The sequence below is a fragment of the Plantactinospora sp. B24E8 genome (assembly GCF_039871735.1).
Lineage (GTDB): Bacteria > Actinomycetota > Actinomycetes > Mycobacteriales > Micromonosporaceae > Plantactinospora.
The window spans coordinates 21,059-36,904 of record NZ_JBDPMH010000051.1 but is presented as its reverse complement, the minus strand read 5'-3'; the positions used below and the strand labels follow the sequence as shown (position 1 = coordinate 36,904).

Below are 15,846 nucleotides of genomic sequence, written 5' to 3'. Positions count from 1 at the left end.
GGGGGGGGGGGGGGGGGGGGCCCCCCGCCGGTTCCGCTTCTCCGCCGTACGGGCCAGCGGGCCCGGCCTCAGCGCGCGATCTCGGTGACCCGCGACTCGCGGACCACGGTCACCCGGATCTGCCCCGGATAGGTCAGCTCCTCCTCGATCTGCTTCGCCACGTCCCGGGCCAGCACCGCCGCGCCGATCTCGTCGACGTCGTCCGGCTTCACCATCACCCGGATCTCCCGGCCGGCCTGCATCGCGAAGACCTTCTCCACCCCCGACTTGCCGCCGGCGATCTCCTCGATCCGCTCCAGCCGCTTGACGTACGCCTCCAGGCTCTCCCGCCGGGCACCCGGCCGGCCGCCCGAGCAGGCGTCCGAGGCCTGGGTCAGCACCGCCTCGACGGTCTGCGGCTGCACCTCGTTGTGGTGCGCCTCGATGGCGTGCACGACCTCCTCGGCCTCGCCGTACTTGCGGGCCAGGTCGGCGCCGATCAGGGCGTGGCTCCCCTCCACCTCGTGGGTGAGCGCCTTGCCGATGTCGTGCAGGAACGCCGACCGCTTGATGATCGGCACGTCCAGGCGGAGTTCGGCGGCCATGATCCCGGCGATGTGCGCCGTCTCCACCAGGTGCTTGAGCACGTTCTGCCCGTACGACGTCCGGTAGCGCAACCGGCCGAGCAGGGTCACCAGCTCCGGATGCATCTCGGTGATCCCGACCTCGACCAGGGCATCCTCGGCCGCCCGTTGGCAGAGCCGTTCCACCTCGTGTTTCGCGGTCTCGAAGACCTCCTCGATCCGGTGCGGGTGGATCCGGCCGTCGAGCACCAGTTTCTCCAGGGTCAGCCGGCCGATCTCCCGGCGTACCGGGTCGAAGCAGGAGAGCAGCACCGCCTCCGGGGTGTCGTCGATGATCAGGTTGACCCCGGTCACCGACTCGAAGGCCCGGATGTTGCGGCCCTCCCGGCCGATGATCCGGCCCTTCATCTCGTCGCCGGGCAGGTGCAGCACACTGACCACGCTCTCCGCGGTCTGCTCGCTCGCCACCCGTTGGATCGCGTCCACCACGATGTGCCGGGCCCGCTGTTCGGCGGTGCCCCGGGCGTCCGCCTCGATGTCCCGGACCAGGATCGCCGCCTCCCGCTTGGCCTGGCCCTCGATCGCCTCGACCAGTTCGAGCCGGGCGGCGTCGGCGGTCAGGCCGGCGATCCGTTCGAGTTCCCGTCTGCGCTGCTCCTCGGCCTCGACCAGCGCCGCCTCGCGGGCCGCCAGGGCCGCCTCCCGGGCGGTCAGGTCCGCCGCGGCCGCGGTCAGCCGACGCTCCCGTTCGGCGAGCCGGTCGACCTCCTCGGCGTGCAGACGCTCCCGCTCGTCCATCCGCTGAGCCCGCCGCTCGACCTCAGCGGCCTGCTCCCGGGTGGTGGAGGCGAGCAGCGAGATCTCCCGCTCACCGCTGCGCCGGGCGGCGGCCCGGACCTGCTCCGCGTCCGCCTCGGCCTGCCGGTGGGCCCGGTCCAGCACGGTGTCCGCCTCGGCCCGGGCGGCGTCGAGCACCCGCTGGGCCTCCGCCCGGGCGGCGCTCGCCTCGGCCTTCGCGGCGGCGGCCTCGGCCCGGGCCGAGGCGGCGGCCGACTTGGCCACGTCGACACTCGAGGACGCCTCGTCCGCGGCGTTGCGCAACGCCGCCAGGGACTGCTCCTGCCGGTCCTTCTCGGCGACGTACGCGGGGTCGTCGGGCAGCGGGGCCGTGGCGACCGCGCCGAGCCGCCGCAGTGCCCGGGCGCCGAGCGCGACGGCGCCCAGGACCAGTCCGGTCAGCAGGATGATCGCGGCCAGCAGGGCCCACTCCAGGCCGCTCATGGTGTCGCCTCACCGCGCTCGAGACTCCACCGGGCCGGCACGCCGACCGCCGCCGGCACACTGACCGCCAGCTGCTCACCCGTTGGCCGCTCGACCGCCGGTCGGGGCGCCGCTACGGCGGAATGCCCGTGACGCCTCGGCATGCCGTGTCTGGTTCTGCTTCGATCCGTGGCCCGCTCCGTCATGGCCGCCTCCCCTTTGCCGTCCGGCGCCGGAGGGGCTGCACCTGTGGGTGAGGCGCGCGCCCTACGGCTGTCACGACGCCCGACCGAGGCGGCTGGCCGAGGGTACGGCCACTCGGCAGTGCCCATGGGGACACTGCCGACGACCGGAGTGTGGTGCCACGGTTACCGGACCGGCCCGCCCGGTAACGTGTATCTGGCCGGCAGAACCGGCCGAAGTGATGCCGTACTGTTACGCGATCTATGTTGTGCGCTTAGCCTGCGATGGTCGGGAAAACTCGTCTAAGGCGAGGCTAGGTCGCGATGGGGCATTCGGTCAAGAAACTCATGATCCGACAGGTCCCCTGACGCAGGGCAGTTGCACGCTCACCCCGCGCCAAGGAGGTCACGGGCATAATGGGGCGAGTCAGGAATCCGACTTCTCCGGTGGGCATGATTCTGACCGTGGAGCCAGCCTCGACGGAAGCGCTCCCAGAGTACCCGCCACGGCGATAGCGGGACCGGCCCGGACCGGCCGGTCGGCTCAGCTTCCGGCCGGCTTGGCTGCGGCCGGGTCCGGCTCGACGAGTAGCCGGGCGTAGTTGGCCACCGAACGCTGGTACTGCGTCAGATGGGGCGCCAGCGCGGTGAGCGCCAGCGAAGTCGCCTCCCGGGCACGTCCGGCGTCCATCAGGGCCAGGGCCAGAAAGGCGCGTACGGCGTCGTCCCGATGGTCCGAACCGGCCGCCAACTCCGCGGTGAGCAGGCTGATGCTCTGCTCCGGCCGGCCGAGGTTACGCACCGAACTGGCCAACTGGATCACCGCCGCCCGACGGCGTTCCCCGGCCAGCCCGGCGGCCAGCGCCTCCTCGTACAACGGCACGGCGAGATCCGGGCGGTCCGTCGCGTCGAAGGCCGACGCCCGCTCGTACGTCCCGACCGGGCTACCCTCCGGCAGTTCGGCCACCAGCTGGTCGATCAACGCCCGGAACTCCGTCTCGGTCCGCTGGTCGAAGGACTCCCAGGTCTCGGCCAGCCGGCGTGCCCAGTCCGCCTCATCCATCGGGCGACCCTAACCGATGCCCGGGCGCCGATGATCACGAGCCGTCCGGGCCGGACCGACCAGACCGGGCCGCCGCCCGCCGGTGCCGACCGGCGGCACCTGGTGGCGGCGGGTCCCCCTACCTGTCGATTTCCGCCTCGGCCTCGGCGAGCGCGTCCGCGTCGATCTGGTCGGCGAACTCGGCCGCCTCGGCGTCCCGCTCGGCCAGCGCCTCCTTGACCGCCCGGATCGCCACCCCCGGCGGATAGCCCTTCCGGGCCAGCATGCCGACGAGCCGCCGGAAGACCGCGTCGGGAGCGCCGGTGACAGTCCGCAGCTTGCGGTCGACCAACGCCCGGGCGGTCTCGGCCTCGGTCGTCTCGTCCAGCTCGCCGAGCGCCTCGGTCGCCGTCTCGGCGTCCACCCCCCGCTGGCGCAGCTCGTTGGCGAGCGCCCGCCGGGCCAACCCCCGACCCTGGTGTCGGCTGCTGACCCAGGCCCGGGCGAACGCGGCGTCGTCGATGATGCCGACCTCGTCGTACCGGTCCAGCACCTGGTCGCTGACCTCCGGGGAGATGCCCTTGCGGGTCAGCGCGGTCGCCAGCTCCGCCCGGGTCCGTGGTCGTACGGCGAGTTGCCGCAGGCAGATCTCCCGGGCCCGCTCGGCCTCGTCAACCGGGCGGGACGACTCAGCCCGCTCGACCGAGCCGCCGTCCTCGTCCCGGGGCTGGCCGTCGGCCGGCTCGCCGCGCCGGGACTGTCCCCAGGCTCCAGCGCGACTCCGGCGGGGTCGTCCCACCCCACCACCGTCCGTACGGGCCGGAGCCGCGTCCCAGCCCCGGCCCGTACGGGCACCACGTCGTCCCACCATGGGTTGTCGACTCAGCCGACGACTCAGAAGTCCACCGGCGGCAGCTCCGGCCCGCCGGCAGCATCGACGCCGGCCATCCCGACACCGAGCTTCTCCAGGATCTTCTTCTCGATCTCGGCTGCCACGTCCGGGTTCTCCCGCAGGAACTCGCGGGCCTTCTCCTTGCCCTGGCCGAGCTGGTCGCCGTCGTAGGTGTACCAGGCACCAGACTTGCGGATGATCGACTGCTCCACGCCGACGTCGATCAGCGAGCCCTCCCGGGAGATGCCCTTGCCGTACATGATGTCGAACTCGGCCTGCTTGAACGGGGCCGCGACCTTGTTCTTCACGACCTTGACCCGGGTCCGGTTACCGACCACGTCGGTGCCGTCCTTGAGGCTCTCGATGCGTCGCACGTCGAGCCGGACCGAGGCGTAGAACTTCAGCGCCCGACCACCCGTGGTCGTCTCGGGGCTACCGAACATGACGCCGATCTTTTCCCGGAGCTGGTTGATGAAGATCGCCGTGGTGCCGGTGTTGTTGAGCACACCGGTGATCTTCCGCAGTGCCTGGCTCATCAACCGGGCCTGGAGGCCGACGTGGCTGTCGCCCATCTCGCCCTCGATCTCGGCCCGCGGCACCAGCGCGGCGACCGAGTCGATCACGATGATGTCCAGCGCGCCGGACCGGACGAGCATGTCGGCGATCTCCAGCGCCTGCTCACCGGTGTCGGGCTGGGCGACCAGCATCGCGTCGGTGTCGACGCCGAGGGCCTTCGCGTACTCCGGGTCGAGCGCGTGCTCGGCGTCGATGAACGCGGCGATGCCGCCGGCCCGCTGGGCGTTGGCGACCGCGTGCAGCGCCACCGTCGTCTTACCGCTGCTCTCCGGCCCGTAGATCTCGACGACCCGGCCGCGCGGAAGACCACCCACGCCGAGCGCCACGTCGAGCGCGATCGAACCGGTCGGAATCACGGCCGTCTGGATGACCGGCTTCTCCCCCAGCCGCATCACCGAGCCCTTGCCGAACTGCTTGTCGATCTGAGCGAGAGCTAGGTCGAGTGCCTTCTCCCGGTCAGGTCCTGCCGCCATGGTCGCCACCCCTGCCTTCGCCGGCGTCTTCGCTGCACTTTTCGTCACGCGCACACGCTAGGCGCTCGGTCCGACAGAAAACAGCCGGCTGGCCGCGGCCTGTGGACGGGCGCCCCGCTGTGGACAATAGCCGAACAGGTGTACGACTCCACGCACGACACGCAAAAATACCCTAAGCACTTACGTGATCACTCACTGAAGCGGAGTTCAGCGTAGTCGGGCCGGCACCCGGTCGGGGTACGCCGCGCAGACCGCCCGCCAGACCACCACCGTCTCCTCGCCGGCGTCGAGCGCCTCCCGGACCGTCCGGCCCCCCAACTGGGGCAGCACCTGGTCGGCGGCGAGACTGCCGGCGTACGCCGGACCGAACGTCTGCTCCAGACGCGCCCAGAAGTCTGTCAGCCGCACCCCGACACTCCCCTTCCCCACCGGGATCTCCACACCGGTCACGCCGCCGACATCGACGGCGGGGCCGGAACCGTCCACAACGCTAGCGCCAGCAGCGGCACCACGGCGACCGCGGCCAACAGGTTCAACACCGGGTAACCCGCCGTCTGGATGACAAACCCGCTCAACGCCCCGGCGAGCGCGCCGGCCAGCCCCATGGTCAGGTCCGACAGTCCCTGGACGGCGGGCCGAACCTCGGCCGGCACCGACTCCGAAAGCAGGGTCGAGCCGGCCACCATGGTGCCCGACCAGCCGAGGCCGAGCAGCGCGAGCCCGATCGACACCCGTACCGTGTCGTGCCCGGCCGTGCCGGCGACCGCGCAGGCGGCGAGCAGCGTACCGGTCCCTCCGATGATCACGGCCCGCCGGCCGACCCGGTCGGTGAGCCAGCCGACCACCGGGGCGAACGCGAACATGCCGGCGATGTGCAGGCTGAGCACGACGCCGACGATCCGCAGCACGTCGGCGTCGGAGTGCCACTCGCCGAGATGCACCGGGGTCATCGTCATCACCCCGACCATCACCAGGTGGCCCACCGCGACCGCGGCGACACCGAGCCGGGCCACCGGGCGGGCACGCAGCAGTCGTACCGCCGCACGCAGCCCGTCGCCGCGACCGGCCGGCGGCGTCCCGGCCGGACCGACACCGGCGGCGCCGGGCGCCGACCCCGGCCCGGCGGCGGCGAGGCGTCGCGCGGTCAGCAGCGGGTCCGGCCGCAACAGCACCAGGAGTACGCCGGCGGCGAGCACGAAGGCGAGCACGCTGACCACGAACGGGCCGGCCAGCGGGGGCAGGCCGGTCCAGCCGAGCGCGTCGTCGGCCGGTGCCGCCAGGTTGGGCGCGGTCACCGCACCGATCGTGGTGACCCAGATGACCAGTGACAGTTGTCGCCCCCGTCGGGTCGGCTCGGCCAGGTCGACGGCGGTGTACCGGGCCTGGAGGTTGGCGGTCGTGCCGCCGCCGAAGAGCAGTGCGCCGGCGAAGAGCAGCGGCACCCAGCCGGTCGCGGCCGCGACCACGATCAGGGTTCCGCCGACCGCTCCGACCAGGTACGCGGTCACCAGTCCGGGCCGCCGGCCGCCGCTGCGCATGATCCGGGTCACCGGTACGGCGAGCAGGGCGCCCCCGACCACCGCGGCGCTCTGCACGAGGCCGGAGACGGCGGTGCCGCCGAGCCGGGCGGCGAGCAGTACACCGACGGACATTCCGATGGTCATGCCGACCCCGCCGATCACCTGGGTGACGCAGAGCAGCGACAACGTCCGGCGCTGGATCCGGGCCACCGTGCCGGGCTCCGGCCCGACGGTCCCGCCGCCGGCTCCACCGGCGTCCGGTCCGACCGCCGTGGTCCGCGCGTCCGTTGCCATCTCCGCTCCCCCGCTCCCCGGTTGGGAAGGGGCCCTTCCTCGACAAAAAGCGATAAGAAGGGGCCCTTCCTTACCGGCGTACGGTACGACGGAAGGATGGACACGGTCACCGTCCGGCTCACCGACGGTCCCGCCGACGGCAGGCTGCTGGAGCTGCCGGCCGATCCGGACGGGTTGCCGCCGGCGCGCTGGGTGCTGGTCGACGAGCGGCCGTCCGGGCCGGGGGCCGAGCACCTGTACACGCGTGGGTCACGGCCGGACGACGACGGTCGCTGGCCGATGCGCTGGGTCCGGACCGACCTGGTCGGGATGACGGAGTGACCGGGCGTTCGTGGTCTCAGGCCAGCGCGCCGGCCACCACCTTCAGGTCGGCGACGAGTCCGGCGTACGCGGTGTCCCGGTCGTCGGCGCGGAGCACCGCGGACGGGTGGATGGTGGCGACCAGCCGGGTCTGTGCCACCGACGCCTGCTGACCGGTCGGTCCGACCGGCACCTGGGCGAAGTCCTGCGGCCGTTGCGCGGACTCCGGCCAGGGCAGCACCACACCCCGGGAGCGGGTGACCCGGAACGAGGGCCCGAGCAACGCCTTCGCGGCGGTCGCGCCGAGCACCACGACAACCTCCGGACGCAGTCGGGCGAACTCGGCGACCAGCCAGGGCCGGCAGGCCACGATGTGCGTCCCGTCGGGTGTCTTGTGGATGCGTCGCGTGCCGCGCGACTCGAAGCGGAAGTGCTTCACCGCGTTCGTGATGTACAGCTGGGTCGGGTCGATCCCGGCCTCGTCGACGGCCCGGCGCAACAGGTGTCCGGCCGGTCCGACAAAAGGCAGTCCCTGCCGGTCCTCCACGTCGCCGGGCTGTTCGCCGACGAAGACCACCCGGGCGCGTTCGTCTCCCCGCCCGAAGACGGTCTGGGTGGCGTCGCGGTGCAGTTCGCAGCCGCGGCAGCCGCCGGAGGCGGTGCGCAGGTCCGCCAGGGTCCTCGCGTTCGACGGGATGAATTCCTGGGCCCCGGGGGCGGTCTCGGTTTCCGACATGCCGCAGGTTCTACCCCATACCTCCGACGTCACGCACTCAGGGTCGTCGGTGTGGCGGGGGCGGCGGCCCGGGCCACCGCGTCGGCCAGCGGAACGATGTCGGCGGCCGTCAGCGGGCTGACCGTGATCCGGATGCCGGGGGCGCTGCCGAGCCGGAAGAGGGCGCCGGGGGCGACGACGTACCCGGCGTCGCGCAGTCCGGCGACGGTCCGGGTCTCGTCGGGGACCGGCACCCAGACGTTGATCCCGGTACGCCCGTACGCGGTCAGCCCGCGTTCGGTGAGCGCGGTACGCAGCGCGGTGACCCGCCCGGCGTACCCGTCGCGGGCCCGGTCGATCCGGTCGGCCACCCGTGGGTCCCGCCAGAGCGTGAGGGTGAGCCGCTGCAGCACGGTGGAGACCCAGCCGGCGCCGACCCGCAGCCGCCCGGCGACCCGGGCGACGGTCGCCTCGTCCCCGGCGAGGATGGCGAGCCGCAGGTCCGGCCCGTACGGCTTGCTCGCCGACCGGACGAACGCCCAGTTGGCGGTCGCCGCGGCGAGCGGGTGCAGCGGTTCGACGGAGAGTTCGGCGGCGTGGTCGTCCTCGATGAGTAGGACGTCGGGGTGTCCGGCCAGCACCTCGCGCAGCCGCGCCGCCCGGTCGGCGGTGACCGCGGCCCCGGTCGGGTTGTGGGCCCGGCTAGTGACGATGACCGCCCGGGCACCGGCGGCGAGGGCCGCCCGCAGGCCGGTCGGGGTCGGCCCGTCGTCGTCGACCGGCATCGGCACGATCCGCAGCCCGAGCGCGGCGACCAGGTCGATCAGGTTGGCCCAGCCGGGGTCCTCGACCGCGACCGCGTCACCGGGGCTCAGGTTGGAGACGAGCAGCCGTTCGATGCCGTCGGAGGCGCCGCCGGTGACGGTGACGGCGTCGGCCGGTACGCCGTCGGCGGTCAGCCGGTCCCGGGCCGCGTCGACCAGTTCGGGCAGCACGCCGCCGCGTTCGTAGCCGGTCGGTTCGCCGGTCTCGGCGGCGAGCTTCGCCAGGTGCGGGCCGAGCGGCGGCAGCAGTCGCTGGTCGGCCCCGCCGACGGAGAGGTCGAGGGCGCCGGGCGGGGCGGGCAGCCGCAGGTCGGCCCGGCGTCCGCCGACCGGCGGTTCGGGGCGGACACGGGTGCCGTTGCGGCCTGCGGTCTCCACCACACCGCGTTGGCGGAGCACCTGGTACGCCTTGGCGACGGTGCCCGGGCTGACGCCGAGTTCCGTGGCGAGGGCCCGGACGGCGGGGAGCAGGGTGCCGGCGGGCAGGGCGTTGGTGCGTACCCCGCTCTCCACGCTGGCGGAAATCTCGGCTGCCGTCGTACCGGCGATCTGATAATGTGCTGCCACAGTTCTGAGATTGTACTAGAACAAATTACCTGGAGCAAGGAGGTCGCGCGGATGGACAGCTCGACGGCGACGTACGAACAGACCGGTCGGACCACCGCGAGCCGGGACCGGGGCCGGATCAGCTACCAGCGGACCGCCGCCCACGACCTGCTCGACGAGGCCCACCACTGCCACCTCGGGTTCACCGTGGACGGTGAACCCCGGCTGCTGCCCACCCTGCACGTCCGGGTCGGCGAAACGCTCTACCTGCACGGCTCCACCGGAAGCCGCCCGCTGCTCGCCGCCCGGGGCGCGGCCGGCCTGCCGGTCTGCGTCGCGGTCACCTCGCTCGACGGCCTGGTCTACGGCCGCTCACAGTTCCACCACAGCGCCAACTACCGGTCCGTCATCGCGCACGGCACCGCCCACCTGGTCACCGACGAGGCGGAGAAGCGGGCCGCGATGACCGCCCTGGTGGAGAAGGTCGGCCGGGGCCGGGCCGCCGACAGCCGGCCGCCGACCCGCAGGGAACTCGCCGAGACCGCGGTGCTCGCCCTGCCGCTGCGCGAGGTCTCGGTCCGAACCCGCACCGGCGGCGTCGTCGACGAACCGGCGGACCACGCCCTGCCGCACTGGGCCGGGGTACTGCCGCTGCGTCTGGTCGCCGGACGGCCCGAGCCGGACGCCGGAGTCACCGCGCCGCTGCCCGAGTACCTACGGAGCACCCCCTCGCCCTGGCACGTCCCGGTGTCGATGGCCGGCGACCACGTCCGGCTCGAACCCCTCGCCGAGTCCCACGCGGACGGGCTCTGGGCGGCCACCCGGGACCTGGAGGTCTGGTCGTTCCTGAGCGTGCCGGCGCCGACCGGCCCGGCGGACCTCGCCGGCATCGTCCGGGACGCCCTGGACGCGGCCTGGCGGGGTGAGCGGGTGCCGTGGGTGATCCGGGACGCCGACACCGGCGAGGTCGCCGGCACCACCTCGTACTACGAGATCAACCCCGTCCACCGGGCGGTCGCGATCGGACACACCTTCCTCGGCCGCCGCTGGTGGCGTACCGGGGCGAACACCGAGGCGAAACTACTGCTGCTGGGCCGGGCCTTCGACGAGTTGGGGGCGGAACGGGTGGTCTGGCACACCGACATCCGCAACGTCCGGTCCCAGCGGGCCATCGAACGGCTCGGCGCGACCCGGGAGGCGGTGCTGCGCCGGCACCGGCTGCGCGCCGACGGCACCTGGCGGGACACCGTGCAGTACGCGATGTTCGCCGACGAGTGGCCGGAAGCACAGGCTGAGCTGCGGAAAAAACTTCGTCCAGGGACACCCGTGGGGTGATGATGTCCGGCGTGCTGGGAATCACCGACATCTGGACGTACGTGCTGGGCACCGTCGCCATCATCCTGCTGCCCGGACCGAACTCGCTCTTTGTGCTCAGCACCGCCGCCCGGACCGGGGTACGCGCCGGCTACCGGGCCGCCGCCGGGGTCTTCCTCGGCGACGCGGTCCTGATGCTGCTCTCCGCCGCCGGGGTGGCGTCGCTGCTGACCGCGTACCCACCGGTCTTCCTCGTGATCAAGTACGCCGGCGCGGCGTACCTCGGTTATCTCGGGCTGACCATGCTGCGCGGCGCGTGGCGGCGCTGGCGTGCCCGCAACGCCCCGGCGCCGTCACGGCAGGCCGACACCGCACGTCAGACCGACACCGCGCGCCCGGCCGGGGTGGTCGACCGCCCGTTCCGACGCGCGGTGGTGATCAGCCTGCTCAACCCGAAGGCGATCCTCTTCTTCATCTCGTTCTTCATCCAGTTCGTCAACCCGGACTACCGCTACCCGGCGCTGTCGTTCCTGCTGCTCGGACTGATCGCCCAGGTGGTCAGCGCGCTGTACCTGACCACGCTGATCTTCACCGGCACCTTCCTGGCCGCCCAGTTCCGCGCCCGGCGGCGACTCGCCGCCGGGGTCACCACCGGGATCGGCGCCCTCTTCCTCGGCTTCGGTTTCAAGCTGGCCACCGCCAGCATCGGCTGAGCCCCGCCCGGACCCGGCCGAACGCACTCAGGTTCCGCTGCCGCCGCCACACACTCAGGTTCCGCTGCCGCCGCCACCGCCGATGCCGCCCTCACCACCCGAGGTCTCCCGCAGGCCCCGGCCCGAGTCGGTGCCGCCCGGTCCCGACGAGCCCGCCGGGCCCTGCGGTTCCGGGGCGGACGGTGAACTGTCCGGAGTGTCGGTGCCGGACGGGCCGGGATGAGCCTCCGGCCGGTCTGGCGGACGGACCGGGGCCGCCGGCCGGGGCGCGGCCCGCACCGGGTAACCGGCGGCGCCCGCACCGGTAGCGGCGTGCCGCGCCACCGCGTACCGGATCCAGCCGTCCACCACGGTGAGCCAGTCGAGGTCGGCCGCACCGGCGTGCTCGACCCGGAACCGGCTGATGCTGGCGTGGCCGACACCGGCGAGCGCCACCCGGCGGTCGAGCGTGAAGATCACCTCGACCTGGTACGGGTCGGCGAAGAAGGTCACCTCCAGCTCGCTGAACGCACCGCCGTACAACGGCGCGGCCCAGAAGCCGATCCGTTGGTGGAACGGCAGCCGCTGGTCGACCCCGGGCAGCCGGCCGGCGAGCAGCCCGACCTGACGGAGCTGGAAGCCGAGGTCGGCCAGGGTGCTGAGCACCCCCTCCTGGGCCGGCAGCGGGTGTACGTACACCGGGCGCAGGTCGCCACGGTCGAGCAACCGGCTGACCGCCGCCTCGGCCCGCAACCCCACCCGCAGGTTCAGGTAGAGATGTCCGTTGATCACCGTCACCGGGGTCTCCCACGGGATCGGCACCCGGACGTCCAGCGTGCGGCGCTCGTCGGCGGCGAGCACAAACGTGCCGCTGAGGTACACCCGGTGGAACTCCGTCAGCACGTACTCGGTGGAACCGTCGGCCGGCTCGACCCGGGCGACCAGGCCCAGGGCGAGCTGCTCGACGGTGGCCGCGGAGCGGCCGGCGATGAGGGTGACCCGGCCCGGCAGGGTCAGCCCCGGCCGGGTGCTCGGATTCGTCAACGCGGTCCGCACGGTCAATCCCGCGCCGGGCAGGAACCTCCCGAAACCCACCGGCCGGTCCTTCCCGCCCCGCCGGACCGGAAACCCGCACCAGGTGCGGGTTTCCGGTCCGACCCGGCTCCGGGCCGGGGCGGATCAGCGCAGCCGGCGGCCCCGGGGCACCGGGTCGGTCTCGTCGTCGAACTCCCCGATGACCTCCTCGAGCAGGTCCTCCAGGGCCACGAAGCCGACCGGCCGGCCGGTCTCGACGTTGTCGCTGACCAGCGCGAGTTGCGCCTGGTCGGCACGCATCGCGGCGACCGCCTCGGTCACCGTCGCGGTCGCCGGCAGGATGAACGGCACGCTCATCAGCTCCCGGGCCGTCGCCTCCCGGCCGGCGGTGGTGACCCGGACCGCCTCGCGGACGTGCACCACCCCGGCCACCTCGCCGGGACGGTCGAGTACGGCCAACCGGGACCGCCCGCTGGTCCGGCACACCTGCTCGATCCGGTCGGCGGTGTCGTCGCCGCGGACCGACACGATCTGGTCCACCGGTTCCATCACCTGCGCCACCGTGGTGGCCTGGAGTTGGAGCATGCTGGTCAGCATCTCGTGCTGGTCGGCGGCGAGCAGCCCGTGCTCCCGCGACTGCTGCAGCAGCATCCGCAGTTCCTCGGGCCCGTGCGCGTGCGCCAACTGGTCCTCGGGGCGTACCCGGGCGAGCCGAAGGGTGAGGTTTGCCAGGCCGTTGAGTCCGGCCAGCACCGGCCGGGCCACCCGGGCGAAGCCCCGGAACGGCAGGGCGAGCAGCAGCGCCGACCGCTCGGGGTCGGTGATCGCCCACGACTTCGGCGCCATCTCCCCGACCACCAGGTGCAGGAAAGTGACGATGGCGAGCGCGAGCAGCAGCGCGATGACGTGACTGGCCGCGGTCGGCAGTCCCACCGCGTGCAGCAACGGGCTGAACAGGTGCTCGATCGCCGGCTCGGCGAGCGCGCCGAGCCCCAGGGTGCAGACGGTGATGCCGAGCTGGGCGCCGGCCAGCATCAGGGTCAGCTCGCGGACCCCGTCCAGCGCCGCCCGGGCGGCCCGGCCGCCGGAGGCGGCGGCCTGTTCCAGCCGGTAGCGCTTGCTCGCCAGCAGGGCGAACTCGGCCGCCACGAAGAACCCGTTGAGTGCCAACAGCACCAGGGAGATCAGAAGTGCCCACGTCGCGCTCATGCCGTCACTCCGCTGCGCTCCGTGCCGTCATGAGCCGCAACCCTGAGCCCACTGATTCGCTCGCTCCGCTCGCTCATGCCAGCACTCGCAGTCGTACGGAGTCGGCCACGTGCCGGTCGACGGCGAGCACCTCGACGTGTGCCCGGGGCAGGGCGTGCTCGGCGTCGCCGTCGCCCTCCGGAGAGAGCCGGATCTCCAGCCGGTCGCCCACCTCGGGCACCCGGCCGAGTTCCCGCATCACCAGCCCGGAGAGGGTGTCGTACTCGGGCGCCTCCGGCAGGGTGATGCCGGTGCTGTCGGCGACCTCGTCGATGCGCCACCGGGCCGGCACCACCCAGGAACCGTCGGCCTGCCGGATCGGCGCCCGTTCCGGCGGGTCGTCCTCGTCCCGGATCGGCCCGACCAGTTCCTCGGCGATGTCCTCCAGGGTGATCACCCCGGCGAACCCCCCGTACTCGTCGACCACGCAGGCGAGCTGACGGTGCCCGGCCCGCAGCCGGTCCAACACCGTCGGCAGCGGCAGTGTCGCCGGCACCAGCAGCGGCGGTACGGCGACCGCCTCGACCGGGGTGTTGGCCCGCTCCGCCGGCGGTACCCCGAGTACGTCCGCGATGCCGACCACGCCGACGACGTCGTCCACCCCCTCGGCACCCCGGACCGGGAAGCGGGAGTGGCCGGTGTCGAGCATCTCGACCAGCTTGCTCAGTGGCTCGTCGGCGCGGACGGTGTACACGTCGACCCGGGGCACCATCGCCTCGGCGGCGGTGAGCTGCCGGAAGTCGAGCCCCCGGTCGAGCAGGGTGGACATCTCGGCGTCGAGCTGCCCCTCCTCGCGCGACTCGGCGATGATCTGCTCCAGGTCCTCGGGGGTCGCCCCGCTGGGCAGCTCCTCGACCGGTTCGATGCCGAGCCGGCGCAGCAGCCGGGTGGCGGCGGCGTCGAAGAGCCGGATCACCGGACCGGCCACCGTGAGGTAGATCAGGGTGGACCGGGCGAGCGCCCGGGCCAGCGGTACGGCCCGGACGATGGCGAGGTTCTTCGGGGCCAGCTCGCCGAAGACCATCTGCACGACGGTGGCGATCACCAGGGCCAGCGCGACCGACAGTGGTGTGCTGACCGCGGCGGAGACCCCCGCCACCCCGAGCAGGTCGGCGAGCCCGTCACCGAGGTACGGCTCGGCGACGTAACCGACGAGCAGAGCGGTGACGGTGATGCCGAGCTGGGCGCCGGAGAGCATGAAGGAGAGCCGTCCGGTGACGGTCAGCGCCCGTTGGGCGGCGACGTCCCCGTCTTCGGCGAGTTGGCGGAGTTTGCCCCGGTCGACGGCGACATAGCCGAATTCCTGGGCGACGAAGTAACCCGTCGCCGCGGTGAGCACGATAATCAGAAGCAGACCGAGTGCGATCAACACGGGTGGCTCAGCGCTCCCCGCTGCCGCGACTGGTGCGATGGGTGCCGGGTCCGACCCGGCTGGCTACAGCTGCCCTCCTGGGCAGTTGAGTCGATCACCCGACCATCGTACCGAACCCTTCCGGCCATCGGTCGGATTACCGACACCGGTCCGCTCGGTAAGGTATGAAATTAAATCTGCTCCTGACATAACGGCGTAGGTGCGAACTGGCGGACGCACGGCTTCGGCTACTGGACGGTGTGCCGGACGGCCGCCAGGGTCAACTACCGCCGGCCCGCCACGGCCACCACCGGCCCGCGCCCGGCCGACACGCCGGTCATCGGCAGCAGCCCGCAGACCATAGCCACCGCGCCGAGCGGCAGCAGGTCCAGGTTCAGGCCGAAGAGGGCGAAGCCGACAACCGTCAGCACCGGACTCCACCAGCGGAGCCGACGCGGCGCGACGGTGGCGACGAGCACGGTCAGCAGGATCACCGAGGCCGGGAAGAAGACCTGGCCGATCAGGTCGAGCGCGCTGACCAGGCCACTGGGCAGGAAGCCGGGAGAGCGCTCGTACCGCAGGAAGAGCTCGTGCATCCCGGCCCGGTCGACCGCCCGCAGCCCGACGATGATGTCGACCACCACGACTCGGACGAACGCGACCAGCCCCACGGCCCCGGCGACCACCGCCACGGTGCCGGCGGCCCGGTACCGTGGCAGGGCGTTTCGCAGCCCGACCAGCACCACGCCGAACAGCCCGAGCGAGATCAGGTACAGCAGGTGGCCGATGGTCCAGGCCGGTCCGGGGCCACGACTGCCGTCGATCCCGTCGATCATCCGGGCCAGACCGTAGCCCAGCAGCAGCACGGGCGCGGCGAGATAGCAGTACTTCACGAGAACTCCTCAGATCCGGTGTGTGAATCCGATTCTCGGGTTCCACGGGACGTCCCGGATCGCCGTGCCGGGTGAACTCCCACCCCGGTCTCCCCCGCACGGGGGAGCCCCGGACCGGGGCCGTGA

15 protein-coding genes are annotated in these 15,846 nt (G+C 72.8%); 3 read left to right on the top strand and 12 right to left on the bottom strand.

The genetic code is table 11. The features are described from left to right. Positions 1 to 68 precede the first annotated feature (68 nt). The 6 genes from rny to ABGB21_RS35355 all read right to left on the bottom strand — a co-directional run bounded on the left by rny (position 69) and on the right by ABGB21_RS35355 (position 6,802). A complete protein-coding gene (gene rny / locus ABGB21_RS35380; protein WP_347681521.1) occupies positions 69 to 1,844 on the bottom strand; it encodes a ribonuclease Y in 1,776 nt (591 codons plus the stop codon). 705 nt (positions 1,845 to 2,549) lie between these two features. Further along, positions 2,550 to 3,068 carry a tetratricopeptide repeat protein gene (locus ABGB21_RS35375; RefSeq protein WP_347681519.1) on the bottom strand — a complete coding sequence of 173 codons (519 nt, stop codon included), beginning with the start codon at positions 3,066 to 3,068 and terminating at the stop codon, positions 2,550 to 2,552. Positions 3,069 to 3,186: 118 nt separating this feature from the next. Next, the gene (locus tag ABGB21_RS35370) at positions 3,187 to 3,918 is read right to left on the bottom strand and encodes a regulatory protein RecX (protein ID WP_347681517.1); all 732 of its coding nucleotides are present in this window, start codon (positions 3,916 to 3,918) and stop codon (positions 3,187 to 3,189) included. Between the two features lie 23 nt (positions 3,919 to 3,941). Next, a complete protein-coding gene (gene recA, locus ABGB21_RS35365; RefSeq protein ID WP_347681529.1) occupies positions 3,942 to 4,988 on the bottom strand; it encodes a recombinase RecA in 1,047 nt (348 codons plus the stop codon). A gap of 207 nt (positions 4,989 to 5,195) precedes the next feature. After that, the gene (locus tag ABGB21_RS35360) at positions 5,196 to 5,396 is read right to left on the bottom strand and encodes a DUF3046 domain-containing protein (protein ID WP_347681515.1); all 201 of its coding nucleotides are present in this window, start codon (positions 5,394 to 5,396) and stop codon (positions 5,196 to 5,198) included. Between the two features lie 38 nt (positions 5,397 to 5,434). Then, the gene (locus ABGB21_RS35355) at positions 5,435 to 6,802 is read right to left on the bottom strand and encodes an MFS transporter (protein WP_347681513.1); all 1,368 of its coding nucleotides are present in this window, start codon (positions 6,800 to 6,802) and stop codon (positions 5,435 to 5,437) included. Between the two features lie 96 nt (positions 6,803 to 6,898). Here ABGB21_RS35355 and ABGB21_RS35350 point away from each other — a divergent pair, with 96 nt between their 5' ends. Then, positions 6,899 to 7,123: a hypothetical protein gene (locus tag ABGB21_RS35350; RefSeq protein WP_347681511.1), complete on the top strand. Its 225-nt coding sequence runs from the start codon at positions 6,899 to 6,901 to the stop codon at positions 7,121 to 7,123. Positions 7,124 to 7,139: 16 nt separating this feature from the next. Here the strand turns inward: ABGB21_RS35350 and ABGB21_RS35345 are convergent, their stop codons facing one another. After that, the gene (locus ABGB21_RS35345; RefSeq protein ID WP_347681510.1) at positions 7,140 to 7,838 is read right to left on the bottom strand and encodes a UdgX family uracil-DNA binding protein; all 699 of its coding nucleotides are present in this window, start codon (positions 7,836 to 7,838) and stop codon (positions 7,140 to 7,142) included. Between the two features lie 29 nt (positions 7,839 to 7,867). Then, complete coding sequence (locus ABGB21_RS35340; RefSeq protein WP_347681509.1) at positions 7,868 to 9,208, bottom strand: aminotransferase class I/II-fold pyridoxal phosphate-dependent enzyme; 1,341 nt, start codon at positions 9,206 to 9,208, stop codon at positions 7,868 to 7,870. Positions 9,209 to 9,259: 51 nt separating this feature from the next. On the opposite strand from ABGB21_RS35340, the gene ABGB21_RS35335 reads away from it, so the two are divergent. Together ABGB21_RS35335 and leuE are read left to right on the top strand one after the other, a co-directional pair. Beyond that, positions 9,260 to 10,522 (top strand): bifunctional pyridoxamine 5'-phosphate oxidase family protein/GNAT family N-acetyltransferase, encoded by a 1,263-nt coding sequence (locus ABGB21_RS35335; RefSeq protein ID WP_347681508.1) that lies wholly within the window; start codon positions 9,260 to 9,262, stop codon positions 10,520 to 10,522. Continuing rightward, on the top strand, positions 10,522 to 11,214 hold the full coding sequence (gene leuE, locus ABGB21_RS35330) for a leucine efflux protein LeuE (protein ID WP_347681527.1): 693 nt from the start codon (positions 10,522 to 10,524) through the stop codon (positions 11,212 to 11,214). The genes ABGB21_RS35335 and leuE overlap by 1 nt, the downstream gene beginning before the upstream one ends. Positions 11,215 to 11,268: 54 nt before the next feature. On the opposite strand, the gene ABGB21_RS35325 is transcribed toward leuE, so the two are convergent. From ABGB21_RS35325 to ABGB21_RS35310, 4 genes are all read right to left on the bottom strand, one after another. After that, entirely contained in the window at positions 11,269 to 12,288 is a 1,020-nt protein-coding gene (locus ABGB21_RS35325) for a sporulation protein (protein WP_347652103.1), read from the bottom strand. Positions 12,289 to 12,372: 84 nt separating this feature from the next. Continuing rightward, the gene (locus ABGB21_RS35320) at positions 12,373 to 13,437 is read right to left on the bottom strand and encodes a hemolysin family protein (RefSeq protein WP_347652104.1); all 1,065 of its coding nucleotides are present in this window, start codon (positions 13,435 to 13,437) and stop codon (positions 12,373 to 12,375) included. A 73-nt stretch (positions 13,438 to 13,510) separates the two neighbouring features. Next, positions 13,511 to 14,848: a hemolysin family protein gene (locus ABGB21_RS35315; protein WP_347652106.1), complete on the bottom strand. Its 1,338-nt coding sequence runs from the start codon at positions 14,846 to 14,848 to the stop codon at positions 13,511 to 13,513. Positions 14,849 to 15,111: 263 nt separating this feature from the next. After that, on the bottom strand, positions 15,112 to 15,720 hold the full coding sequence (locus tag ABGB21_RS35310) for a hypothetical protein (protein WP_347652107.1): 609 nt from the start codon (positions 15,718 to 15,720) through the stop codon (positions 15,112 to 15,114). Between the last annotated feature and the right edge of the window lie 126 nt (positions 15,721 to 15,846).

Coding starts and splice junctions, on each gene's coding strand:
- leuE (WP_347681527.1), top strand. CDS start 10,522: ATGATGTCCGGCGTGCTGGGAATCACCGACATCTGGACGTACGTGCTG.
- recA (WP_347681529.1), bottom strand. CDS start 4,988: ATGGCGGCAGGACCTGACCGGGAGAAGGCACTCGACCTAGCTCTCGCT.
- ABGB21_RS35320 (WP_347652104.1), bottom strand. CDS start 13,437: ATGAGCGCGACGTGGGCACTTCTGATCTCCCTGGTGCTGTTGGCACTC.
- ABGB21_RS35345 (WP_347681510.1), bottom strand. CDS start 7,838: ATGTCGGAAACCGAGACCGCCCCCGGGGCCCAGGAATTCATCCCGTCG.
- ABGB21_RS35355 (WP_347681513.1), bottom strand. CDS start 6,802: ATGGCAACGGACGCGCGGACCACGGCGGTCGGACCGGACGCCGGTGGA.
- rny (WP_347681521.1), bottom strand. CDS start 1,844: ATGAGCGGCCTGGAGTGGGCCCTGCTGGCCGCGATCATCCTGCTGACC.
- ABGB21_RS35335 (WP_347681508.1), top strand. CDS start 9,260: ATGGACAGCTCGACGGCGACGTACGAACAGACCGGTCGGACCACCGCG.
- ABGB21_RS35350 (WP_347681511.1), top strand. CDS start 6,899: ATGGACACGGTCACCGTCCGGCTCACCGACGGTCCCGCCGACGGCAGG.
- ABGB21_RS35375 (WP_347681519.1), bottom strand. CDS start 3,068: ATGGATGAGGCGGACTGGGCACGCCGGCTGGCCGAGACCTGGGAGTCC.
- ABGB21_RS35370 (WP_347681517.1), bottom strand. CDS start 3,918: ATGGTGGGACGACGTGGTGCCCGTACGGGCCGGGGCTGGGACGCGGCT.